19 protein-coding genes are annotated in these 22,908 nt (G+C 73.6%); 9 read left to right on the top strand and 10 right to left on the bottom strand.

The window, feature by feature from the left end; all coding sequences use genetic code 11:
- Window positions 1-33: 33 nt before the first annotated feature.
- Window positions 34-1,425, bottom strand: a complete 1,392-nt coding sequence (locus WCD58_RS22660) for a serine/threonine-protein kinase (protein WP_337705343.1) — start codon at window positions 1,423-1,425, stop codon at window positions 34-36.
- The gene (locus WCD58_RS22665; RefSeq protein WP_337705344.1) at window positions 1,422-5,663 is read right to left on the bottom strand and encodes a type VII secretion EssC family protein; all 4,242 of its coding nucleotides are present in this window, start codon (window positions 5,661-5,663) and stop codon (window positions 1,422-1,424) included. The genes WCD58_RS22660 and WCD58_RS22665 overlap by 4 nt, the downstream gene beginning before the upstream one ends.
- Before the next feature lie 350 nt (window positions 5,664-6,013).
- Between WCD58_RS22665 and WCD58_RS22670 the strand changes: the two genes are divergently transcribed.
- A complete protein-coding gene (locus WCD58_RS22670) occupies window positions 6,014-7,837 on the top strand; it encodes a serine/threonine-protein kinase (protein ID WP_337705345.1) in 1,824 nt (607 codons plus the stop codon).
- A gap of 45 nt (window positions 7,838-7,882) precedes the next feature.
- Here the strand turns inward: WCD58_RS22670 and ptsP are convergent, their stop codons facing one another.
- The 5 genes from ptsP to WCD58_RS22695 all read right to left on the bottom strand — a co-directional run bounded on the left by ptsP (window position 7,883) and on the right by WCD58_RS22695 (window position 12,926).
- The gene (gene ptsP, locus WCD58_RS22675; RefSeq protein ID WP_337705346.1) at window positions 7,883-10,309 is read right to left on the bottom strand and encodes a phosphoenolpyruvate--protein phosphotransferase; all 2,427 of its coding nucleotides are present in this window, start codon (window positions 10,307-10,309) and stop codon (window positions 7,883-7,885) included.
- Window positions 10,306-10,953, bottom strand: coding sequence for a dihydroxyacetone kinase subunit DhaL (gene dhaL / locus WCD58_RS22680; RefSeq protein WP_337705347.1), 648 nt, complete (start codon window positions 10,951-10,953; stop codon window positions 10,306-10,308). The genes ptsP and dhaL overlap by 4 nt, the downstream gene beginning before the upstream one ends.
- Window positions 10,953-11,954, bottom strand: a complete 1,002-nt coding sequence (dhaK, locus tag WCD58_RS22685; protein WP_337705348.1) for a dihydroxyacetone kinase subunit DhaK — start codon at window positions 11,952-11,954, stop codon at window positions 10,953-10,955. Before dhaK ends, dhaL begins: the two co-directional genes overlap by 1 nt.
- 121 nt (window positions 11,955-12,075) lie before the next feature.
- Window positions 12,076-12,483, bottom strand: coding sequence for a MaoC/PaaZ C-terminal domain-containing protein (locus WCD58_RS22690; protein ID WP_337705349.1), 408 nt, complete (start codon window positions 12,481-12,483; stop codon window positions 12,076-12,078).
- Window positions 12,480-12,926, bottom strand: coding sequence for an FAS1-like dehydratase domain-containing protein (locus WCD58_RS22695; RefSeq protein WP_337705350.1), 447 nt, complete (start codon window positions 12,924-12,926; stop codon window positions 12,480-12,482). Before WCD58_RS22695 ends, WCD58_RS22690 begins: the two co-directional genes overlap by 4 nt.
- A gap of 35 nt (window positions 12,927-12,961) precedes the next feature.
- Here WCD58_RS22695 and WCD58_RS22700 point away from each other — a divergent pair, with 35 nt between their 5' ends.
- The gene (locus WCD58_RS22700; protein WP_337705351.1) at window positions 12,962-13,228 is read left to right on the top strand and encodes an isocitrate lyase/phosphoenolpyruvate mutase family protein; all 267 of its coding nucleotides are present in this window, start codon (window positions 12,962-12,964) and stop codon (window positions 13,226-13,228) included.
- Here the strand turns inward: WCD58_RS22700 and WCD58_RS22705 are convergent.
- On the bottom strand, window positions 13,210-13,692 hold the full coding sequence (locus WCD58_RS22705; RefSeq protein ID WP_337705352.1) for a DUF4396 domain-containing protein: 483 nt from the start codon (window positions 13,690-13,692) through the stop codon (window positions 13,210-13,212). The genes WCD58_RS22700 and WCD58_RS22705 overlap by 19 nt on opposite strands.
- A 108-nt stretch (window positions 13,693-13,800) precedes the next feature.
- On the opposite strand from WCD58_RS22705, the gene WCD58_RS22710 reads away from it, so the two are divergent.
- Together WCD58_RS22710 and WCD58_RS22715 are read left to right on the top strand one after the other, a co-directional pair.
- Window positions 13,801-14,430: a uracil-DNA glycosylase family protein gene (locus WCD58_RS22710; RefSeq protein ID WP_337705353.1), complete on the top strand. Its 630-nt coding sequence runs from the start codon at window positions 13,801-13,803 to the stop codon at window positions 14,428-14,430.
- Between the two features lie 73 nt (window positions 14,431-14,503).
- On the top strand, window positions 14,504-15,106 hold the full coding sequence (locus WCD58_RS22715) for an NADPH-dependent FMN reductase (protein WP_337705354.1): 603 nt from the start codon (window positions 14,504-14,506) through the stop codon (window positions 15,104-15,106).
- Window positions 15,107-15,156: 50 nt separating this feature from the next.
- Here WCD58_RS22715 and WCD58_RS22720 read toward each other — a convergent pair whose 3' ends face one another.
- Both WCD58_RS22720 and WCD58_RS22725 read right to left on the bottom strand, forming a co-directional pair.
- The gene (locus tag WCD58_RS22720; protein WP_337705355.1) at window positions 15,157-18,399 is read right to left on the bottom strand and encodes an acetyl-CoA carboxylase family protein; all 3,243 of its coding nucleotides are present in this window, start codon (window positions 18,397-18,399) and stop codon (window positions 15,157-15,159) included.
- A gap of 42 nt (window positions 18,400-18,441) precedes the next feature.
- Window positions 18,442-18,597 carry a hypothetical protein gene (locus WCD58_RS22725; protein ID WP_337705356.1) on the bottom strand — a complete coding sequence of 52 codons (156 nt, stop codon included), beginning with the start codon at window positions 18,595-18,597 and terminating at the stop codon, window positions 18,442-18,444.
- Window positions 18,598-18,802: 205 nt separating this feature from the next.
- On the opposite strand from WCD58_RS22725, the gene WCD58_RS22730 reads away from it, so the two are divergent.
- Genes WCD58_RS22730 through WCD58_RS22750 form a run of 5 tightly spaced genes read left to right on the top strand, consistent with a single transcriptional unit; the run spans window position 18,803 to window position 22,902 of the window.
- Window positions 18,803-19,723 carry a fumarylacetoacetate hydrolase family protein gene (locus tag WCD58_RS22730; protein ID WP_337705357.1) on the top strand — a complete coding sequence of 307 codons (921 nt, stop codon included), beginning with the start codon at window positions 18,803-18,805 and terminating at the stop codon, window positions 19,721-19,723.
- A gap of 2 nt (window positions 19,724-19,725) precedes the next feature.
- On the top strand, window positions 19,726-20,682 hold the full coding sequence (locus WCD58_RS22735) for a cyclase family protein (RefSeq protein WP_337705358.1): 957 nt from the start codon (window positions 19,726-19,728) through the stop codon (window positions 20,680-20,682).
- Between the two features lie 11 nt (window positions 20,683-20,693).
- A complete protein-coding gene (locus tag WCD58_RS22740) occupies window positions 20,694-21,833 on the top strand; it encodes a 3-hydroxyacyl-CoA dehydrogenase family protein (RefSeq protein WP_337705359.1) in 1,140 nt (379 codons plus the stop codon).
- An 11-nt stretch (window positions 21,834-21,844) separates the two neighbouring features.
- On the top strand, window positions 21,845-22,315 hold the full coding sequence (locus WCD58_RS22745; protein ID WP_337705360.1) for a nuclear transport factor 2 family protein: 471 nt from the start codon (window positions 21,845-21,847) through the stop codon (window positions 22,313-22,315).
- Window positions 22,312-22,902 carry a TetR/AcrR family transcriptional regulator gene (locus tag WCD58_RS22750; RefSeq protein ID WP_337705361.1) on the top strand — a complete coding sequence of 197 codons (591 nt, stop codon included), beginning with the start codon at window positions 22,312-22,314 and terminating at the stop codon, window positions 22,900-22,902. Before WCD58_RS22745 ends, WCD58_RS22750 begins: the two co-directional genes overlap by 4 nt.
- Window positions 22,903-22,908: the final 6 nt, after the last annotated feature.

The following is a 22,908-nucleotide window of genomic DNA, read 5'->3' on the forward strand; positions in this document are numbered from 1 at the left end:
AGCATGCGAGCCCGGCCCTTTGTCGTTCACGTCCTACCCACCGCCGAAGAGGCCGCCGCCACCGCCGCCACCGCCGTCTCCGGCGCCTCCATCCTCACCGGGAAAGAGGCCACCACCACCGCCTCCGGGTTGCTGCGTCGTGGTCGTCGTTATCCTTGTCGTGGGGACGACGGGCGGCGCCACCGTCGTCGTGGTCGTCGTACGTGGAGCCCTGCGCCGAGTCGTCGAGGGCGCCGCGGCGGTCGCCTCGGCGGTCGTGGGTGGTGCCGTGACACCACCGGCGGGGATGAGCTCCAGCCCGGCCGGTGGAGCGAGCGCCGGAGCAGAAGCCGGGGCAGGAAGGGCCGCAGCGGCCGTGCCGACCCGCCAGGACACCAAGCCGCCAAGGGCGACGGCCAGCGCCGCAAGGGCGACGACGGCCACGACCACGACACGGTCTCGACCGGTCTCCCCCGCTTCCCGAGGAAGCTTCGGGATCGGTGCGGCCCGGGCCGCGCCTCGCCCTGACCGAGTCAGGTCCGCGAGCTCCGGCCGGTCGTCGGTTCGACTGTGCGGAGCCAGCGGGTCCGCCTGGACCCTGGGGAACGGCACGGAGACCGGAACAGCCGCGACCGCCAGCCCGCTCGCCGCCGCGACCGCGTCGACGCGCTGGACGACCTGCGCTGCCGTCGGCCGAGCGTCCGGCATCTTCGCCGTCATGGCCGCGAGCAGTTCGGTGAACTCCGGGGGGATGTCGGCCCGTCCGGTCGCCGGGAGCGGCTCCATCATGATCCGACGCATGACCGCGGCCGCCGACGCGTCTTCGTCTCGGCGAAAGGGCGGCCGGGCCGCGAGCAGTTGCCAGACCGTCGTGCCCAGCGAGTAGACGTCCGCTCGATCCCCCGACCGTCGCCCGTCCAGGACCTCCGGCGCGGCATGGTCCAGCGTGTAACCACCCGACGCCGAGGCCGATGAGGAACCGGAGCCGACCGCGAGCCGCGCGATCCCGAAGTCCGCGAGCGCGGGCTGCTCGTAGTCGGTCACCAGGATGTTGGCCGGCTTGACGTCGCAGTGCAGGACCTGGCGTGCGTGGGCCGCCGACAACGCGGAGGCGATGGCCCGCAGCGTCGTCAGGGCCTCCGAGGGCGACATCGGTGCGCCGCGGCCGGCGAGCGAACCGCGCGGGCACAGGTCCATGGCGATCCACGGCTGACCTTCACGGACGCCAGCATCGATGATCGAGACGATGTGCGGGTGCCCGGTGAGCTCGCTCATGGCTCGCCGCTCCCGATCGAAGCGGAGGCGCGTCCCGGCGTCGGTCACGTCGATGTCGAGCAACTTCAGGGCGACCGCTCGGCCGGTCGAGTTCTGGCGGGCTTCGTAGACCGCGCCCGAGCCGCCCCGTCCGAGGAACCGTCCAACGGCGTAGCCGTCAATAGTGATCACGAGGTCTCCACCGACGGCACCTGGATCGACGTGAGTAAGCCGGCGCGCAGGAGGACGCCCCGACCTGGCGAGCCCCCGCCGACGAGACTGCGAGGCACGCGCGGAGCACCCGTGAAGACCGCACCGACGATGGGCTGGTTCGGGCACAGGATCAGACCGACGCCGCCGCGCGCCGCCTCGATCGCGGGCCCTCGCATGGCGCCGGCGACGAGATCGGTCGCGCCCGCGATCACGACGGTGTGGCCCTCACCGCCGTTCTTGAGCAGACGAGTCAGGGCGGCGCCCGCCGGCTGGTCGGCGACGGCTTCCACGTCGTCCACCAGTACCCACGCCGGCCCGTCGGCCAGCGAGGCCGTCAGATCCTCCTCGGGAAGGGTGGCGCCCCGCAGGTCGGCCGCACCCTCGACGTCCTGCAGCGGCGATGGCCGTGTCGTCCATGTGATCACCCGAAGCCCGGCGGCGAGGGCATCGTGTGCCATCACCGCGAGCGCGGTGCTGCGTCCACTGCGTCGCGGGCCGTGAACGAGCATGGAGCGGCCATCGACGAGGGGATCGAGGGTGAGTCCGGCGAGTTCGTCGCCGCCGACCCCGACCAGGACGCCCGGCCCGCGCGGCAGCGCCCGTGCCTGCTCCAGCGAGATCGCGTCCGGGAGAGGGTCCACCCGCATCGGGGCGACGCGAGGCCCGGGACGCGTCCGAGCCGCGACGCTGACCTCGGCGAACGCCGCCGACTGGGCACGACCTGAGGGGTCGGCACCCAGGACCGCGAGCTGGACCTGTGTCCCCGTCTCCGCGCGCACCGCTCGGCCAACGGGGAGGTCCTCGGGAACCTCACGGGCGCTGAGACCCGCGAAGGCGTAGTCGGTCTCGCTGGCGAGCCGCAGTACAAGCCGCTCGGAGATCAACGAGCCCGTCTGGCCGACGAGCACGCTGCGATCCCCCGCGAGGACCGCGCGCACCCCGACCGCGGGGCCGTCACGGAGCAGGCGCTGCAGGTCGGTGACGACGCGTCCGCCCTCCAGGTCGCCGAACACGCCCACGAACCCCTCGTAGCCGTCGAGGAGGAGCACCAGGTACGGCGGTGCGCCGTCGGTCATGTCGTGGCGGTACTCGGCGAGATCGGAGACGCCCGCGGCGGAGATCAGCCGTTGGCGGCGTGCCACTTCGACGAGCAGTCGGCTGAGAAGGCGGTCGACCCGGTCGGCCTCCTGACCGCTGACCACGGCTCCGCAGTGCGGGAGGTCCGCGACGGGCCGAAGAGCCGAGCCTCCGCAGTCGACGACGAAGAGATGTGCGTCGTCGGGCGACATGCTCGTACCAATGCCGGCTGCGAGCGTGCGCAGCACCGTGGACCGCCCCGAACGCGGTGCCCCGACCACCGCGAGGTGCCCGCCATGGCGCAGGTCCAGCACAGCAGCATGCTGACGTTGTTGCTCGGGCAGGTCCTCGAGTCCGAGGGGCACGGTCCATTCCGGGCCGCGCAGCAGGTCTGCTCGGACGAGCGCCGGCAACGGCGGCTGCCACGGCGATCGCTGGACCGGGATGCCGGCGAGCCGCGCCGCCTCCCCGACCGCATCGACGATCTCCGAGAGATCGGTGCGCTGACCCGGTGGGAGAGGCGGCTCCGGGGGCTCGGCCAGCGGCTGGCCGGACGTCTCCCAACGCACCGGAGTCACCGTGGGCCGCCGCCGTCTCGTGGCAGCGCCAGGACGGGACGTGTCGGTCCGGGCGGTCTGGATGGCCGTCGGCGTCTCGGCTCCGATCTTGATGAAGGCGCGGCCGGGGATGCGCGGCAGGCGACCGGCGTCGGGGATGCCGACGACGTCGGTGCTCGAGGTCTCGTCGGCGACACGGAGCGAGATGCGGATGGTCGTGTTGGAACGGATCTGGTTGTTGACCACGCCGGCGGGTTGCTGGGTGGCGAGCACGAGGTGGATGCCCAGCGAGCGCCCTCGCGCGGCGACGTCGACCAGCCCGGTCACGAACTCGGGCATCTCGGTGACGAGCTGGGCGAACTCATCGATGACGATGGCGAGGCGAGGCAAGGGGTCGGCACCGGGGCGACGCGCAGCCGCGTTCCAGTAGTGACCGATGTCGGGGCTTCCGGCCTCGTCGAGCACCTGCTCGCGACGCTTGAGCTCTGCCCGCAACGACGTCAGCGCCCGCCCGGTCGCTCCGGCGTCGAGGTCGGTGACCACGCCGACGCAGTGTGGGAGACGTGCGCAGTCGCGAAATGCGGCACCGCCCTTGTAGTCGATCAATAGGACGTTGAGCGCGTCAGGCCGGTTGGCGACCGCGAGGGACGCGACGAGGGTCTGCAGCAGTCCGGACTTGCCGGCACCGGTCGTCCCCGCGATGAGCGCGTGTGGACCGTCGGCCATGTCGACCGCGAAGGGGCCCTCAGCGCTTGCTCCGAGCAGGGCCACCGTCGATCGCGGTCGTTGCGCCCACCGGCGGAGCAGCTCATCGGGGCGAGGCGGAGTGAGCCCGGCGAGGTCGGTGAACCGTGCCTCGTCCGGCAGCGCGCCCTCGGCGAGGGAGGGGTCGGCGTCACGTAACGGTGCCAGTGATCGGCCGACCGCCTCGGACCAACGCGCCCCGACCTGGTCGGCAACGGTCTCGAGCGGACTCTCAAGAGTCTTGTGCCGGAGCACGAGGCGGCTCGGGTCGTTCCGATCGAACGACGCGACGGCGGTGCACTCCCGCGGGAGCATCGTGTCGGCATCGTCGAGACAGAGGAAGACCAGCCCGAGAGCGGGACCGTCCTGCAACAAGGGGCCCATCCCGGCGAGGTTGCGCAGCCCTCGGGCGCCGTCGAGGACGACGAGGATCGTCGGGAGCCGGTCGAGGACCGTCGCGGCTCCGCGGCTGCGGATGAGGTCGCGACGTCGGTCGACCTCCTCCGTCAGCTCCGCCACGCGCGCCCGCGTCGTCTCCTCGTCGATGCCGAGGCGGACCCACGGTCCGCCCCCCGAGGCGCGCAGGTGCGGCAACCACCGCACCCACTCCCACACGTCGCGGCGCGAGGGCTGGGTGAAGAGCACGATCTCGAGGTCACGGGGGCTGTGCAGGAGCGCGGCCTGGCCCACACACCACCGCGCGAGCCTCTGAACGGACGTCGCCGGCCCGGCGAGGCCGAGCGCGCCGGCGTCGGGAAGGCGCACCGTGACTGGCACGGCGAACAGACGTGTGTCGGCCGGAGTGACCTCGTGCCCGCTCTTGACCTCGGTGTCCGGGACGAGGTCGCCGAGCCCGAGGCGCAGTTCGAGGAAATCCACGTCGGTACGGTGCCGGTGCCACACCGTGGAGGCCGGGCCTCGGACTGCGACCAGGAGCTCCGCCGGGTCCGGACCGTCCCGGCGTCGGTGCTCGACCTCCTCGGCGAGCGCGGTCCGCAGCTGCTCCTCAGCGGCTTCCCGTTCGGCGCGGTACGCACGCAGCGCCGCCCGGTGGCTCTTCACGCCCTTGCGTCGGTCGGACACCGCGCTCGAGATCAGCATGACCGGGCTGAGCAGCACGAAGAGGAGGAACGCGGGCTGCTTGAGGACGACGGCCATGACGATCCCGAGGGCGAGCGGCGCCAGGATCATGACCACTGGCCAGTCGCGCTTCTCCGGTGCCTTGGGCATCGTCGGGAGCTGGACGCGGCGAGCGCGACGCGGCGGCGTGAGACGCGGAGGCCGGTTGTAGAGCAGCCCACCCTCGCCGTCGGCCCGCACGGCGGCGTCCGGCCGCGGGACCCGCCGCACGGTCACTGCAGACTGGCCGAGCCACAGCAGCGCGCCGTCACTCACCACGGTCGACGTGGTCAGGGGACGGCCGTCGAGGGTGCTGCCGTTCGTCGACCCGGCGTCTGAGGCGGTGACGGAACCGGCCGCGTCGACGTCGAGGTGCACGTGCTGCCGCGACACGTCGCGATCGGCGAGGTCCAGCGGCGGGACGCGACCCAATGTGGTCCGGCCGGTCGGCAGGGGCACGACCGTGCCGGCGCTGGGACCGGTGACCACCGCAGCGACGAGGGCGCCGGGAGCCGCGTGATCCGAGACGGTCGGCGCGCCCAACCGGATCGTCGCGCCGTCGAGTACCGAACCCGCCGGAGCACGAAGATCGAGGCGCTGCCCGTCGGCGAACACCGGCGCCGCCGTCCTCGGCGCACCGAGCACGGATTCCACGATCGAGCCCACGGTGTCGTCCGGCTCGCACCGCACGACGACGTCGCGGTCGGGCAGCGAGAGCATCAGGCGCACGGTGGTCTCCAACATGGTCGACAGGGGCCCGGCCCGCGGCCGTCACCGGTCCGCGCACCCCCGACTTGTGATCGACGTGAGGTGACTCCCTGTTACGGCTGAGCAGGAAGTGCTTGCGTCTCTGATCACTGAGGCACCGCGAGATGGTCGTCCGTGTTCGGCCAATCAGCCGCCAGACGCGTCGGCGCCATCTATCCTGAGTACTCACAGTAACACTTGCGACTCCTCGAACGAGTGATGATCGGCGGGCGTGCGCTCGCCCTTGGACCGACGACAGGGGGAACCGCATGACAGGGCCGAGAGGTGGCCCCGCGGCGGAAGGGCCGGCGGGCTACCGGATCGTGCAGACCATCGGCCATGGCGCCTCGAGCACGGTGTACGAGGCGCAGCAGAAATCGACGGGGCGTCGGGTGGCACTCAAGATCGTGGGGGCCTCGACAGCAGGTGGGGCCGCCGAGCGCCTCTACAGCCGAGAACGGGCCGTCCTCGCCGAGCTGGCCGGGCACCCCAACATCGTCTCCATCGTCGACGCCGGGGAGTGGAACGGGCGTTTCTGGCTCGCGATGGAGCACTGCCCCTACGGATCCGTCGTGCGGCCCGGCGAGCGGCTCGATGTCGCGGACGCGGTCGCAGTGCTCGCGGGTATCGGTTCGGCTCTCGAAGCGGCACACCGGGCAGGGCTCGTGCACTGCGACGTCAAGCCCGCCAACCTCCTGCGCAACCAGTACGGCAACCCGGCGCTCGCCGACTTCGGGATCGCCAAGTTCGTGCTGGCGACCGGGCAGGGGTCGACGGCGACCGGGTACACGCTCGACCACGCGAGCCCCGAGGTGCTGGACGGGGAACGTCCCACGGGCGCCAGCGACGTGTGGTCCCTCGGTACGGCACTCTGGGAGATGCTCGAAGGGCACCCGCCGTTCCGCCGCTCCGGCGAGGTCGCGCAGAGCGCCGTCATCCGCCGGATCTGCTTCGACCCCACGCCACCCGTGACGCGGGCCGACGTCCCGGCGGAGCTGCGCGAGCTGATCGCGGAGATGACACAGAAGGGCCCAGCGGATCGTCCCGCTCTGGGCGAGGTCGTCGCCCGGGCGCAGTCGCTCCAGGCCGTGGTCGGGATGCCGGACCCGGACAGCTGGGCACAGACAATCGTCGCGCCCCTTCCTCCCGACCACCTCGGTGCACCAGAAGCGCACTTCTCGACGAGTGGTGGGCACCCGGAGGCGACTTCGGCCAGACCCTCGCTGGAGGAGCTCACCAACTATCGCCCCGGTGCGCGTCGGGAGTGGGCACCGCCGGTCATCGCTCAGCCGGAGGCCCCGGCCCGTCGGATCCGGGCATGGCCCGTCGTGGCGGCCTCACTGCTGGCCGTCCTCCTCCTGGGTAGCGGGAGCGTAGTCACCTGGCGCTTCGCGAATGCCGAGTCGGCGCCTGCGCCGTCGGCGGCGGCGCCTACATCGAGCAACACGACGAGCGAGACGTCGTCGGAGACTCCACCTCCGTCGTCCGAACCGGCCGTGCCGTACGACGGCGGGTCAACCGGTGGGTACGGAGGCGGCGGCTACGTGGGCGGAGGCTCAACGGGTGGTGGCAGCGCTCCCGACACCGGCGCAACCGGCAACCCGTCGAGCGCCGGAACAAGCGAAGAGGGCAGCGGCGAGAACAGCACCTCCGGCGGCGGCAATGACGGCGCTAGCAGCGGGAACGAAACCGGGACCACCACCGGTAACGATACTGACGCGCCCTGCGACGAGGATGGCGGCACTGCAGGCGGCGGCTCCAACAGCAACAGGGGCGGGGCCGGCGAGGGCACGAATCACTGCCAGCCTTCTGAGTCGAGCTCGGAAAGGACTCCGACACCCAAGATCGGCACGATGAAGCTCGCTGACGCCTCGTGCCGTACAGCCGAGGACAAGTCCTGCGCCTCGACGACGGCCGGCATTGTCACATTCCGGATCAACGTCACAGACACCACCGGTGATCGCATGACCGACAACTGCAAGGTCACGGTCACCTTGCGAGCCGGGAGCAGCAGGGGCCAGGCCTCGGGTGCGTGCGGGGCAACGTTGACCTATCGCGGCGCAAGTTCGGGTCAGTACAGCGTTCTCGTCAAGGTTGTCGCCAATGGCGAGACCAAGACCGGAGACGCGAACCTCACCGTCGGCTGACGCCGGAGGTCGGTCCGGCCGATCGAGAGCCGGGCCGACCTCGGCTCACCGCAGCAGCGCCCGGACCGCCGCCGCGTCGGGGCACGCGAGCGCCGCGGCGGCCAGGTCGCGGGCCGTCGCGAGGTCGACGTCCCGTACCGCCTGCTTCACCGTCGCCACCGATCCCGGCGCGACGCTGAGCTCGCGCACGCCCAGCCCGATCAGCAGGGCCGCGGCGTGCTCGTCGCCGGCCAGCTCGCCGCACACGGCCACGAGCACGTCGTCGCCGGCGCCGTCCGCGGTGGCCGCGATCAGGGCGAGCACGCCGGGGTCGAGGGCGTCGGCGATCCCGGCGACGGCGTCGTTGCCGCGCTCGGCGGCCAGCGTGTACTGGGTGAGGTCGTTGGTGCCGATCGAGAAGAAGTCGACGTCCGGGGCGAACGCGGCCGCCTTCAGGGCGGCCGCCGGCACCTCGACCATGATCCCGACCCGCAGGCCCTCGGGCCGCCCCCGACCGACGGCGTCGACCGCGTCGTCGAGGGCGCGCCGGGCGGCGGCGAGCTCGTCGACCCCGGCGACCATCGGGAACATGACGTCGACCGGGTGGTCGTGGGCGACCCGCACGATCGCCCGGAGCTGGTCGGCGAGCAGCTGGGGCCGGGTCAGCGCCAGCCGGATGCCGCGCACCCCGAGGAACGGGTTCGCCTCGGCGGGCATCGGCAGGTAGTCGAGGGGCTTGTCGCCGCCGACGTCGAGCGTGCGCAGGGTGATCCGCCGCCCGCCCATGGCCTCGGCGAGCGCCCGGTACGCGGCCTCCTGCTCGTCGACGTCGGGGGCGTCGGCACGGTCGAGGAAACCGAACTCGGTGCGCACCAGACCGGCGAGGTCGGCCCCGAGCCCGGCCGTCGCATCGGCCGCCGAGCCGACGTTGACGCCGACGAGCACGGCGGTGCCGTCGCGGGTGACCGCCGGCTCGTGTGCCCGCCGCGACGCCTCGTGCCGCCGCCGAGCCAGCGCGTCGGCACGCTCCCGGAAGTCGGCGAGGACCGCCGCCTCCGGGTCGACGACCACCTCGCCCGTGCTCCCGTCGACGGCGAGCACGCCGGCCTCGCGCGCCCGCGCGACCAGGGCGGCGCCCACCCCGACGACCGCCGGCACGCCCCGCGCGCGCAGCAGGATGGCCGCGTGCGCGGTGGGGCTGCTGCCGGCGAGCACCACCGCGGGCGTGGACGCCGGGTCGAGCACCGCGGTCTCGGCGGGCGTGAGCTCGTCGGCGACGACGATCCCCCCGCCGGCGGTGTCGTCGGACGCGGCGCCCCCGAGGGCCCGCAGCACCTGGTCGCGCACGTCGCGCACGTCGGCGGCGCGGGCGCGCAGGTACTCGTCGGCGGCCGCGGCCATCCGGGCCTCGACGTCGTCGAGCGCGTCCGCCCAGGCGCGCGCGGCGTCGGTGCCGGACGCGAGGCGGGCGCCGGTGTCGGCGAGCACCTCGGGGTCGTCGAGCAGCAGCACCTGGGCGTCGAAGATCGCGGCCTCGGCGGCACCGATCTCGCGGGCCGCCCGGTCGCGGACGGTCTGCAGGTGCGCGCGGACGACCGCACGGGCGTCGTCGAGGCGCGCGCGCTGCTCGTCCGGGGTGCCGGGACGCGCGTCGGGCACGGCGACGGGGGCCGCGCCGGCCGCGCGCACCGGACCGATCCCGATCCCGGGCGAGGCCGGGACCGGGCGCCCGGCACCGACCGGAGCGGGGGCCACCACCGGCGCCGTCCCGGACTCCCCGAAGTCGTCCGCCGCCAGCGCCAGCAGACGCCGCACGGCCTCGCCGGCGTCGGCGCCGCCCGCCCGGACGGCGATCTCGTGGCCCCGGAGCGCGCCGAGCGTCGCGACCCGCGACAGGCTCGCCCCGGACACCTCGGGCCCGTCGAGGGTGACGTTGCGCAGGCGGACGTCGGCGTCGAGCCCGCGCAGGGCGGCCACGAGCTGCGCCGCCGGGCGCGCGTGCAGCCCGTGCGGCATGCCGACGGTGAACACGGCGGTCTCCTCGGCACCGGCGGCCACCGGAGCAGGAGCAGGGTCGTCGGAGACCGCCCCCAGGTGCCCCGACTTCGCCAGCAGCGCGTCCGACGCCTCCGCCGCGACCTCCGCCGCCGACGCCCCGCCGGCCGCGCTGACCGCCGCGACCACCAGGCCCTCGACCAGCGGCGCGGGGCACAGCACGGCGCGTTCGCGGACGTCGTCGCCGACCAGCTCGAGGGCGAGCTCGGCCGAGAGGACGGCGCTGCCGAGGTCCATCAGCACCACGACGCCGTCGCCCTGGTCGGCGGCGGTGAGTGCCTCGCTGATGGCCACGGCATCGGTGCCGAAGCCCCCGTCGTCGGCCCCGGCGGCGACCTCGACGGCCCCGCCCCCGCCGTGGACCATCTCCCCGGCCAGGGCCACCGCCGCGTCGGCCAGGGCCCGGCTGTGGGAGACCACGACGATCCCGACCGTCACGCGGCCTCCTGCGCCGCGACGGCGCCGGCCGCCGCGGCGACGAGGAGGGCGGCCGACGTGGCGCCCGGGTCCTGGTGGCCGACGCTGCGCTCGCCGAGGTAGCTCGCGCGGCCCTTGCGGGCGACGATCGGCGTCGTGGCGTCGCGGCCCTCGTCGGCGGCCGCGGACGCCGCGCGCAGCGCGTCCGCCAGCGACCGCCCCGAGGCCAGCGCGGCGTCGAGGGCGTCCAGGGCGGGGGTGAGCGCGTCGACCATGGTCTTGTCGCCGACCTCGGCCTTCCCCCGCGCCACCACGCCCTCGAGCCCGGCCCGCAGCGCCTTCGCGAAGGTCTCCGCGTCGAGCGTCGCCGCCCCGCCCGTCGCCGGGGCCATCCGCAGGAACAGCGTCCCGTACAGCGGCCCGCTGGCTCCCCCGACCGACTTCACCAGCGTCATCCCGGTCTGCTTGAACAGCGCCGCCGGGTCGCCGGCGGGCGTCGCGGCGAGGCCGTCGACCACCGCGGTCATGCCGCGGTGCATGTTGGCGCCGTGGTCGGCGTCGCCGATGGCGGCGTCGAGGGAGGTCAGGGTGTCCTGCTGCTCGGCGACGGACGCGGCGAACGTCCGCAGCCACGTCTGGAGGGTGTCGACGCCGACATCCGCCATCACATGCCCCAGCGGAGGCCGGCGGTGGCGACCGGGGCGTCCCAGAGCCGGAGCATGTCGTCGTCGAAGCGGGTGATCGACACCAGGCACCCGGCCATGTCGAGGCTCGTGACGTAGGGCCCGACGAGCGTGCGGACCGGGACGATGCCCGCCTTGTCGAGCAGGGCGGCGATCTCGTTGTACATCAGGTACAGCTCGAGCTGCGGGGTCGCGCCCATGCCGTTGACGAAGACGAACACGCCCTCGCCGCCGGTGAAGTCGCGGTCGGCCAGGATCGGGTCGACGAGCATCTCGGCGATGTCGTGGGCGGAGGCGAGCGGGACCCGGCGCCGGCCCGGCTCGCCGTGGATGCCGATGCCGATCTCGATCTCGTCGTCGGGCAGGTCGAAGGTCGGGCTGCCCTTGGCGGGGACGGTGCACGACGTCAGCGCCATGCCCATGCTGCGCGACGCGTCGTTGACGCGGCGGGCCAGGTCGGCGAGCTCGGAGAGGCTGCGGCCCTGCTCGGCGGCCGCCCCGACGATCTTCTCGACGGCGATCGCGGCGCCGGTGCCGCGGCGGCCGGCGGTGAACAGGCTGTCCTCGACCGCGACGTCGTCGTTCATGACGACGGCCTCGACGGCGGTGTCGGTCTCGGCGGCGGCGAGCTCGGCGGCCATGTCGAAGTTCATGACGTCGCCGGTGTAGTTCCAGACGAGGTGCAGGACGCCCGCGCCGCCGTCGATCTTCTTGGTGGCCTCGGCCATCTGGTCGGGCACGGGCGAGGTGAAGACCTCGCCGGCACAGACGGCGTCGAGCATCCCCGGGCCGATGAACCCCGCGTGTGCGGGCTCGTGGCCGCTGCCCCCGCCGGAGAGCAGGCCGACCTTGCCCGACACCGGCGCGTCGGCGCGGTAGAGGATGCGGTTCTCGTGGTCGACACGGATCTCGGGGTGGGCGCGCTCCACGCCGCGCAGGGACTCCGCGACGATGTCGGCCGGGTCGTTGAGAAGCTTCTTCATCGATGCGCTCCAGGGCTCTCGGCAGGGGTAGCCGCCCCGATTCTCGCCCCGCCGGACCGAAGTCGGTCAAGGAAAGGCTCACGGGGTGTCACCCGCTTCGCCGGACGCTGGGCCGAACGGGTCAGGCGAGCGCCACCTCGGCGGTTCCCGTGATCACCGGATCTCCGTCGTCGATCGTCATCCACAGCGCGAGCCGCGCGCGCCGCTCGCCGTCGACCTCGACGATCTCCTCCACCCGTCCCCGACAGAGCGGCCGTGCGTGGACCGGCGTGATGCGCCGGAACCGCCCGCCGAACGTGCGCAGTCGCTCCGGTCCGAACCAGCCGACGAGCACCCGCCCGAGCAGGCCCATCGGCACCATGCCGTGCGCGAAGACGTCGTCGAACCCGGCGGCGCGCGCGACGTCGGTGTCGATGTGGATCGGGTTGTGGTCGCCCGACGCCCCGGCGAACAGCGCCAGCATCGCGCGCGTGATCGGACCCGTCTCGACCGGCGGCAGCTCGGTGCCGACCTCGAGCGTCCCGCTCACGCCGCCACCTCGTTCACCACGACGATCGTGTTCCGCAGCTCCGCCACGAGCTCGTCGCCGCGGGTCACGGCCGTCTCGCGCACCAGGAGGTCCAGGCGGCCGCGCTCGTGGACGTCGACGATCCGGGTGGTGAGCACGACGTCGTCGCCCGCGTGCAGCGTGCGGTGGTAGGTGAAGTGCTGCTCGCCGTTGAGGACGGCGGCGAGGTCGACGCCCACCTCCTCGAGCGTCCGGTAGATCATCTCGGTCTCGGTCTCGAGGCCCGCGAGGAAGGTCGGCGGCACGACGAGGTCCGGGTGACCGGCGGCGCGGGCCGCGGCGACGTCGCGGTGGACGCCGTCGGGCGGGTAGCCCAGCACCCGGGCGAACAGGCGCAGCCGGCCGCGCTCGAGGGTCACCACCTCGCTCGCCGCCCCGCTCCCGACGATCGACCTGTCGATCATGTGTCTCCCTCCGGGGCCTGCACCAGACTCGCCCCGTGACCACCTTCGCCGCACTCCACCACGGGCCGGCGCCGATGCTGCTGCCCAACGCCTGGGACGTGACCTCCGCGCTGACCTTCGCACGCGCGGGGCACCCCGCGGTCGGCACGACGAGCTCCGGGGTCGCGGCGTCGCTGGCCCGGCCCGACGGCGACCGCGCCAGCGCCGAGGCCGGTGCCGCCCGCCGGCATCCCGTACCCGGAGCTCCAGCAGGTGCTGCGGGACGCGTCGACCTGACTCCCTCTCACCCCGCGTGGTGGTAGGCGTGCACGACCGCGTGGCCGCGCCCGCGGCCGATCATCCAGCGGTTGACCGGCACGGTGACGACGAACGCCACGGCCAGCGAGACCGCCAGCGCGCCCCAGAACAGGACGCTGCCCAGGCCCGCGTCCATCGCGCCGGGGATGCCGACCATGAGGCCGTTGTCGACGATCTCCATGACCGCGATCGAGACCGTGTCCGCGGCGAGCGCGACACGCAGGGCCCGGCGGAACCCGACCCCGGCGCGCAGCACCCCGCGCATGGTCAGGGCGTAGCCGAAGACGAACGCGAGCGCCACGGAGAGCACGACCGTCGCGGCGCCGTGCCACCCGAGCGCGGTGCCGATGACCATGCCGAGCACCTCGCCGATCGCGCACCCGGTGAGGCAGTGCAGCGTGGCCTGCGCGGCCGTGGACCAGGACACGGACGCCCAGCCGCGGGTCTCGCTCTCGATGGTGTGGTCCATGTGCCGGAACATACCCCCAGGGGGTATGCAGTCAAGGGCGGGCACGGCGGCCATCGCGTGACTTGGGATGCTCCGGGGGTCCGGTCCCCGACGCTCGGGAGTCGCGCAGTGGAGAAGAACGCCAACGCCGACTGGGTGCATGTGCGGATGAAGATGATGGATTTCAGGGAACCGCACGCGGCACCGTTGATCGCCTACGCCGACGAGGTCGCGGCGACCCTGGGCCTGAATCCCGCGGGCATCCCCTACCCCGACCCCGCGCACGGCGGGACGGCGGCCGAGGTCCTGTTCGTGCTCTCCCATCCCAGTGAGTACGCGATCCGCGAACGCGGCGGCTCAGGCCTCCTGTCCCTCGAGAACAACGACTTCCCGTCGAACAACTGCTTCGACCACTGCCGCCGCGTCGGGCTCGCCTTCGACCGGATCACCCACTGGAACGCGGTACCCCAGCCACTGCCGAAGGGCGCGGACCCGAGCACAGAAGACCTGCGCCTCGGTGCACGCTGGCTGCCGGGCCTCCTCGACCTGCTCCCGAAGCTGCGCGTGGTCGTCCTGCTCAGCCGCAACGCCGAAGCGGGCTGGGACGCCGCACTCCCGCATCCCACCCTCGATCGCTTCGACCCGATTCGTGGACCGGGACCGGGCCGGCAGGGCATGGCCAACCGCGGCGCAGGTCAACGGCTCACCGACGCCTTCGACGAGATCGCGCGGCGGCTCGGCACCACAGCGTCGGCGTAGGTCACTCGGCATGGCCCGGCAACGAGGAGGAAGATGGTTGTAACGACAACCATCACCCCGGTGAAGGAGCCCCATGACGCAGGCCGACCGCCGCCCGCTGCTGCAGATCATCGTCGCGAGCACACGCCCCGGACGCGTCGGTGAGCCGATCGCCCGCTGGTTCGCCGACTACGCCCGCGAGCACGGGGCGTTCGAGGTGGAGATCGTCGACCTCGCCGAGGTCGACCTCCCCATGTTCGCCGAGCCCCACCACCCGCGGCTCGCCAACTACACGCTCGACTCGACCAAGGCCTTCAGCGCCACGATCGCCCGCGCGGACGCGATCGCGATCGTCCACCCCGAGTACAACCACAGCTACAACGCCGCGCTGAAGAACGCGCTCGACCACCTCAACCAGGAGTGGGCGAACAAGCCCGTCGCGCTCATCGGCTACGGCGGCGTCGCCGCCGGGGCCCGCGCCGCCGAGGCGCTCCTGCCGGTGCTGGTCGCGCTGGGCATGTCGCCGGTCCGGGCCACCGTGCCGATCCCCTTCGCGATGAAGAACATCTCCGGCGAGGGCGAGGCCCGCACGTTCGAGCCGGCGCCGGAGACCGAGGCCGGCAGCAAGGCCGCGCTCGACGGCATCACCGCCTGGCTCGACGTCCTCGGGCTCAACGGACGGCCTGCGGCCATGTGAGTGGAACGGGTCGCCGGGGCGACCCACATCACTCACGTGGGCGCAGCCCCTCACCACGTGTCGATGTTCGGCCGGGTCTTCTCCGGCGGCGGTCCGACCGGGTGCGGCGGGAACGACGAGGTGATCCAGCGGCGGGTGTCGGCGGGGTCGATGACGTCGTCGATCTCGTAGACGCCGGCGACCGCGAGCGCCTTGCCCTTCTCGTACTCGGCGGCGACGTAGCGCTCGAAGAGCTCCTGGCGCTCGTCGGCGTCCTCGACGGCGTCGAGCTCCTTGCGGTACCCGAGCCGCACCGCGCCCTCGAGCCCCATGCCGCCGAACTCGCCGGTCGGCCACGCCACCGCGAACGCCGGCGCCTTGAGGCTGCCGCCCATCATCGACTGCGCGCCGAGCCCGTAGCACTTGCGCGTCACGACGAGCCCGATCGGCACCGAGAGGTTCCCGCCGACCGAGAACATGCGGCTGAAGTGGCGCACGGTCGCGTGGGTCTCGGACTCGGTGCCGACCATGAAGCCCGGGGTGTCGCACAGCGAGACGATCGGCAGCCCGAAGGCGTCGCAGAGCTGCAGGAAGCGGGACGCCTTGTCCGCGGCGTCGTGGTCGATGGCGCCGCCGAGGACCGCGGGGTTGTTGGCGATCAGCCCCATCGGGCGGCCCTCGATGCGCACGAGGACCGTGAGGATCCCGGGCGCGAAGTCCCGCCGGAGCTCCAGCACCGACCCGACGTCGGCGAGGCCCTCGACGACCGCGCGCACGTCGTAGACGCGCACCCGGTTCTCCGGCACGACGTGGCGCAGCAGCCGCTGGTCGGGCGCCTCCCACGCCGCTACCGGCCCCTGGAAGTACGACAGGTACTGCCGCGCGACGCGGGTCGCCTCCTCCTCGTCCGCGACCAGGACGTCGACGACCCCGTTGGCGACCTGGACCTCCATCGGGCCGACGTCGTCGGGCGCGACGACCCCGAGCCCGCCGCCCTCGATCATCGCCGGGCCGCCCATGCCGAGGCTGGCGCCCTCGACCGCGATGATCACGTCGCAGAGACCGGCCAGCGCGGCGTTCCCGGCGAAGCAGCGCCCCGCCACGATCGACACCAGCGGCACGCGCGCCGAGAGCCGCGAGAAGATCTCGAACGTCGGGACGTCGAGCATCGAGGCCCAGCTGCCGTCGGTGTCGCCGGGCCGCCCACCGCCGCCCTCGGCGAACACGACCAGCGGCCAGCGGCGCTCCGCGGCGATCGCGACGGCGCGGTCCTTCTTGCGGTGGTTGGTGAACCCCTGCGTGCCGGCGAGGACGGTGTAGTCGTAGGCGAGCACGACGGCGTTCGCGTGCTCGGCGCCGACGAGGTCCGCGTTGATCGTGGCGGTGCCCGCGAGCATGCCGTCGGCGGGCGTGCGCTCGATGAGGTCGTCGAGCGAGCGCCGGGCCCGCTGCGCGGCGATCGCCAGGGCGCCGTACTCGACGAAGCTGCCGTCGTCGCAGAGCTGGGCGAGGTTCTCCCGGGCCGTGCGCAGGCCCACCCGGCGGCGCTTCGCGACGGCGTCCGGGCGCCGGTGGTCCAGGCCGAACGCGTGGCGCTCGATCACCTCGGCGAGGTCCGGGCGGACGTGGTCGGGGTCGACGACGGCCGCCTCCCGCGCGTCGTCGGCGGCGCTCGCGTCGGGCACCAGGGCGAGCAGCGCGTCCCCGGCCGCGACGGTGTCGCCCGGCGCGACCGCGACCGTCCCCACGGTGCCCGAGACCGTGGCCGCGACGACGTGCTCCATCTTCATCGCCTCGAGCACGAGCAGCGTCTGCCCGGCGCGGACGGTGTCGCCCTCGACGACCTCGACGGACAGCACGGTGCCCGGGGCGACGGCGGGCACGGCGTCCTCGCCGGGCGCCGTGCGCAGCGTCCTCGCCGGCTCGTCGGACGACGGGGCGGCGTCGATGAACCGGTGCGGGCGGGTCGCGGCGAGGATCGCGGCGCGGTGGTCGTCGAGGAAGTCGGTGGTCAGCTCGCCCGCGGCGAAGGCGGGGGTGGCGACGACACCGGCGAGCAGGTCGACGTTCGTGCCGACGCCCGCGATGTTGACCTCGGAGAGCGCGCGGGCCGCGCGGGCGGCGACGACGGCGAGGTCGGCGTCGGGGTCCCAGACGACGAGCTTCGCGAGCAGCGGGTCGTAGCGCAGGCTCGTCCGGTAGCCGACGTAGCCGGCACCGTCGACGCGGACGCCGCGCCCCGAGGGCAGCTCGTAGGCGGTCAGCGTGCCGGCGGTCGGCGTGGTGGTGCCGTCGGGCTCGGTGTGCTCGAGGGTGATGCGCGCCTGGATCGCCGTGCCCCGGGGCGTCGGCGGCGCGTCCAGGCCGAGGTCGGCGAGCGTCGCACCGGCGGCGAGGCGGATCTGCGCGCGCACGAGGTCGACGCCGGTGACCTCCTCGGTGATCGTGTGCTCCACCTGCAGGCGCGGGTTGACCTCGATGAACGCGGAGCGGTCGCCGCCGACGAGGAACTCGACCGTGCCGAGGCCCCGGTAGCGCACCGACTCCCCCAGGCGCACCGCCGCCGCGTGCAGCTCCTCCCGGACCGCCGGGTCGAGGTCGGGCGCGGGCGCCACCTCCACGACCTTCTGGTGGCGCCGCTGCACCGAGCAGTCCCGCTCGCCGAGCTGGACGACCGCGCCGGTGCCGTCGCCGACGATCTGCACCTCGACGTGCCGTGCCGGGCGCAGCAGCTCCTCGGCGTAGACACGGTCGTCGCCGAACGCCGCGCCCGCCTCGGAGGCGCTGCGGGCGAGGGCGTCGGGCAGGTCGGCGGGGTCGGTGACCCGGCGCATCCCGCGGCCCCCGCCGCCCGCGACCGCCTTGACCATCACCGCGCCGGTCTTCTCGAGCAGCGCCGCCGCCCCGTCCCGGTCGGCTGCGGCGAGCACCGGCAGCCCGGCGGCCTCGGCGAGCGCGCGGGCACGGGTCTTGTCGCCGAGGTCGGCGAGCACCTCCGGCGACGGCCCGACGAACGTGACGCCGCGCTCGGCGCACGCCCGCGCGAAGGCCGGGCTCTCGCTCAGGAAGCCGTAGCCCGGGTGGATCGCGTCCGCCCCGGTCTCCGCGGCGGCACGCAGGACGTCGTCGACGTCGAGATAGGCCGCGACGCCGGAGCCGGCCAGCGGCACGGCGGCGTCGGCCTTCGCGACGTGTGGGGCGTCCGGCTCGTCGGTGGCGTGGACGGCGACCGACCCGATCCCGAGGTCGGCGGCCGCCCGCGCGATGCGGATGGCGATCTCGCCCCGGTTGGCGATGAGCACGCGCGAGAACACCTGATCAGAATCCCAGCATCGCGGGGCCGGGCGCAGGCGCGATCAGTCGGGGCGGCCGGGACGGCGCGCGTCGACCTCGTCGATGACGGCGAGCAACCGCGGACGGGCCGTGTACCAGCCGCGGCTGACCCACCACCCGGCGCCGACCGTGCGCCAGACGAGACCGGCGGGGAGGACTGCGACACGTCGAATACTCATGCTGACCCCCGAGTATGCAGGCACCGGCGCACTGCCTACCGCCCGCCCGCACGCGTCGTGGCGTCTGACACGAGCACGGACGGTGACACGTGGGTGACGACCGGGTGCGCGCCGCGGAGGCAGAGCGGACCACGCCTCTTGACTCCCGGCCCGATCGCTCTAATCTACCGTCCAGACGGTTGGTTGAGGTCGAGGAGGACCCGGGATGCGGCTCGTCCGGTACACCCCCGCGGGAGGCGGGCCGGTCGCGATCGGCCTGCTGCGCGGGCAGACGGTCGTGCCGGTCGCCCGGCCCGACGGGGACGGCGACGCGGAGCTGCTGGCGATCGCGATGTCGCGCACCGAGCCGGCGGCGGTCGGCGACGCGGTCGGGCTCGACGAGGTGCGGCTGCTGACGCCGTTGGCACGGCCGACCACGATCCGCGACTTCCTGACCTTCGAGCAGCACTACCGCAACTTCCTGCAGCGCAGCCGCGGCACCGACGAGGTGCCGGCCGAGTGGTTCCGGACGCCGGTCTTCTACTTCACCCACCCGAACAACATCTACGGCGACGGCGACGAGGTGCCGCGGCCCGACACCGACCAGCTCGACTACGAGCTCGAGGTGGCGGCGGTGCTCGGTGCCGACGGCCGCGACGTCACGCCCGAGCAGGCACCCGACCTGATCGCGGGGTACACGCTCTTCAACGACTACTCCGCGCGCGACATCGCCGGCCCCGAGATGTCCCTGGGCCTCGGCGCCTCGAAGTGCAAGGACTTCGCCAACGTCATCGGGCCCTGCCTCGCCACGCCGGACGAGCTCGAGGGCACGCCCGGCCGGCCGGACACCGCCCTGTCGGCGCGGGTCAACGGCAAGCCCCACGGCGGCGACCGGCTGGCCTCGATGCACCACTCGTTCGCCGAGATGATCGCGCATGCCTCGACCGACTCGTGGGTGCGCGCGGGCGACGTCCTCGGCTCCGGCACGTGCGCGACCGGTTGCCTGCTCGAGCTCTCCAGCCTGCACGGCGAGGACGCGTTCCCGTGGCTCGAGCCCGGTGACGTCGTGGAGCTCGAGGCCGCGGGGATCGGCACGTTGACCACCACCGTCGGGCCGCGGCCGGCCCGCGTGCGGCGCGGGGAGTGACCATGGACGGCGACCGCTCGATCCTGAAGAAGTACATCGAGCAGTACTCGAACTGGGGGCGCTGGGGCGACGACGACCAGCTCGGCACCCTCAACCTCGTCGGGCCGGGCGAGATCACCGCGGCGGCGGCGCTCGTGCGCCAGGGCCGCACGGTGTCGCTGACCCTGCCCTACGACCTGCAGGGCCCCCAGAACAGCCCGTTCCGGATCAACCCGCAGCTGTTCATGTCGGCGACCGGCGCCGACCACGTCGCCGGGCGCCAGGACGTGCTGCCCGGGGCGTGGGGGCCGGCGCACGGGATCGGGTTCGCCGACGACTACGTCGTCATGCCCAACCAGGCCGGCACGCAGTGGGATGCGCTCGCGCACGTCTTCTACGAGGGGAAGATGTACAACGGCCGGTCCGCGGCCGAGGTCGACAGCCACGGCGCGGCCAGCAACGCGATCCAGAACTACACCGGCCGGATCGTCATGCGCGGGGTACTGCTCGACGTCGCCCGCCACCTCGGGGTCGACGCCCTGGAGCCGGGCCGCGCGATCACCGCCGACGAGCTCGACGCGACGGCCGCCGCGCAGGGCGTCGAGATCCGCCGCGGCGACGCGGTGCTGGTGCGCACCGGGTTCCTGGGCGCGCGCCGCCACGACTGGGGCGGCTACGCCGGCGGCGACTCGCCGGGTCTCTCGCTGCACACCGCTCCGTGGCTGTACGACCACGACGTCGCGGCGATCGCCACCGACACCTGGGGCGCGGAGGTCCGGCCCAACGAGATCGACCAGTTCCAGCCGCTGCACATCGTCGCGCTGACCTACATGGGCATGGCGATCGGCGAGATCTTCGACCTCGACCCGCTCGGCGCGGACTGCGCCCGCGACGGCGTGCACGAGTTCTTCTTCGTCGCCTCCCCGCTGCCGCTGACCGGGGCCGTCGGCTCGCCGGTGAGCGCGCTGGCGATCAAGTAGGAGGGCGGGCCATGACCACCACCTCCACCGACGTCCTCGCCGGCCACACCCCGCTGCCCGGCACCGAGGACTGGGAACCGGCGCCGCGGCTGCGCGCCGGGATGCTCGCCGACGCGGTCGCCATGAGCCGTCGCGACGGCCTCGCCCCCGGCGTGCTCGACCTCGCCATGCGCCACGGCGCCGGACACCCCGCCGGGCCGTTCGCGGTGATCGGCGACCTGCCCGCCGCGCGACGGGAGCTGCTCGCCGGGGCCGGGGACGTCGCGACCACGGACGGCGACGCGACACCGGACGACGGGGACGCCTGGGCCGGCCCGGTCGGCGTGCTCGGCACCGGTCTCATGGCCTCGGGGATCGTCGAGGTGATCGCCCGCAGCGGGCGCGCGGTCACGGTCCTGGGGCGGTCGGCGGACTCCCTCGACGGGTTGCGCGCCCGGATCCGGAAGAGCACCGACCGCGCCGTCGCCAAGGGCCGCCTCGACCCCGACGGCGCGGCGGCGATCCACGACCGCATCCGGACCACGGTCGACGACACCGACCTCGCCGGCGCCGAGGTCGTCGTCGAGGCCGTGGCCGAGGAGCTCGCGGTCAAGCAGGCCCTCGTCGCGCGGCTCGACGCCGCGCTGCCCGCGGCCGTCCCGCTCGCGACCAACACCTCGTCGTACCGGGTCGCCGACGTGTGCGCGCCGGTCGTCTCGGGACGTCCGACCCTCGCCCTGCACTTCTTCAACCCGGCGCCCGCGATGAAACTGCTCGAGATCGCCCTGCCCGCCGGGGCCGACCGGGCCCTCGCCGGCACCGCGGCCGCCTGGGGGCGCGACCTCGGCAAGGTCGTCGTCGAGGCCGCCGACCGCCGGGGCTTCATCGTCAACCGGCTGCTCATCCCCTACCTGAACGACGCCGCCCGGGCCGTGGCCGCCGGCGCGGACCCGGCGGCCGTCGACACCCTGATGACCGCCGAGGCCGGCCACCCGATGGGCCCGCTCGCGCTGATCGACCTCATCGGCCTCGACGTCACCGCCGCCGCCCTGGCCTCGATGGCCGAGGCCGAGGCAGACCCGCGCCTGGTGCCCGCAGGGCCGCTCACCGACCTGATCGGCCGGGGCCGGCTGGGGCGCAAGAGCGGTGCCGGCTTCCACGAGTACGCGTGACGAGGACGCCGATGACGAGCAAGGACCTGATCACGCGCTACTACGACGGCTGCTCCGACGGTGACGTCGACGTGCTGCTCTCCACGCTGCACCCGGACGTCGTCCACTACTTCCTGGCCCCCAACCTCGGCTCGGCGCCGGTGGCCGGGGCCGAGCACCTCGCCCGCTACTGGCGCAAGGTCACCCGGGCGATCCAGGCGCGCTGGGTGGTCGACCGGTTGGTGGGCGACGGCGACGAGGCGGTCATCGAGTGGACGATGTTCTGGCTGCCGGCCGGGGCGGACGAGCGCGTCGCCACCCGCGGGGCGGAGTGGTTCGTGCTGCGCGACGGGCTGATCGCCGAGATCCGTTCCTACTACCAGCAGCGCGAGGCCACCACCGAGCTGGACGCGTTCCCCTACGCTGCGCGGGGCTACTCGCTGCCCGGGCAGGAGTACAGCGCGCTGCACCGGCCCTCGTCCCCGGAGGGATCCCCCACGTGACCCAGCGGATGGACGGCACCGCGCGCCGCGCGCAGATCCGCCGCGTCGCGGCCGAGCTCTTCGACGCCTCGGGCTACCGCGAGACCTCGATGGACGACATCGCGGGCAGCGTGGGGATCAAGAAGGCGTCGCTCTACTACTACTTCCCCGGCAAGGACCAGCTGCTCGTCGAGCTGCACGAGGAGATGATCGACCTGATCATCGCCCAGCAGCAGGAGCGCATCGACGCCGGCGGGCACACCCACCAGCAGATGCTGCTGGCGATCATGACGGACCTGATCCGTCTGCAGGAGACCCACCCGGGGCACCTGAAGATCTTCTTCGAGCACTTCCGGGAGCTCCCGCCCGAGGTCCGCGCCTCGGTCCGGCAGAAGCGCGACCAGTACCGCGACATGCTGATCACGGTGCTCTCCGAGGGCCGGGAGGACGGCAGCTTCGGCGACATCGACGTCGAGCTGACCACCATGGCCGTGCTCGGGATGGCGAACTGGACCTACCAGTGGTTCCGCCCCGGCGGGCGCCGCAGCGCCGCCGAGGTCGCCGAGTACTTCTGGTCGCAGATCCTCACCGGCATCGCGCCGCGCTGAAGCTGG

The organism is Actinomycetospora flava, from assembly GCF_037400335.1.
GTDB classification, from domain to species: Bacteria; Actinomycetota; Actinomycetes; order Mycobacteriales; family Pseudonocardiaceae; genus Actinomycetospora; species Actinomycetospora flava.

Bases quoted from the DNA above. Each gene is read 5' to 3' on its own strand.
- WCD58_RS22665 (WP_337705344.1), bottom strand. From the start codon at position 5,663: ATGCTCTCGCTGCCCGACCGCGACGTCGTCGTGCGGTGCGAGCCGGAC.
- dhaL (WP_337705347.1), bottom strand. From the start codon at position 10,953: ATGGCGGATGTCGGCGTCGACACCCTCCAGACGTGGCTGCGGACGTTC.
- dhaK (WP_337705348.1), bottom strand. From the start codon at position 11,954: ATGAAGAAGCTTCTCAACGACCCGGCCGACATCGTCGCGGAGTCCCTG.
- WCD58_RS22695 (WP_337705350.1), bottom strand. From the start codon at position 12,926: ATGATCGACAGGTCGATCGTCGGGAGCGGGGCGGCGAGCGAGGTGGTG.
- WCD58_RS22705 (WP_337705352.1), bottom strand. From the start codon at position 13,692: ATGGACCACACCATCGAGAGCGAGACCCGCGGCTGGGCGTCCGTGTCC.
- WCD58_RS22715 (WP_337705354.1), top strand. From the start codon at position 14,504: ATGACGCAGGCCGACCGCCGCCCGCTGCTGCAGATCATCGTCGCGAGC.
- WCD58_RS22725 (WP_337705356.1), bottom strand. From the start codon at position 18,597: ATGAGTATTCGACGTGTCGCAGTCCTCCCCGCCGGTCTCGTCTGGCGC.
- WCD58_RS22730 (WP_337705357.1), top strand. From the start codon at position 18,803: ATGCGGCTCGTCCGGTACACCCCCGCGGGAGGCGGGCCGGTCGCGATC.
- WCD58_RS22735 (WP_337705358.1), top strand. From the start codon at position 19,726: ATGGACGGCGACCGCTCGATCCTGAAGAAGTACATCGAGCAGTACTCG.
- WCD58_RS22740 (WP_337705359.1), top strand. From the start codon at position 20,694: ATGACCACCACCTCCACCGACGTCCTCGCCGGCCACACCCCGCTGCCC.
- WCD58_RS22745 (WP_337705360.1), top strand. From the start codon at position 21,845: ATGACGAGCAAGGACCTGATCACGCGCTACTACGACGGCTGCTCCGAC.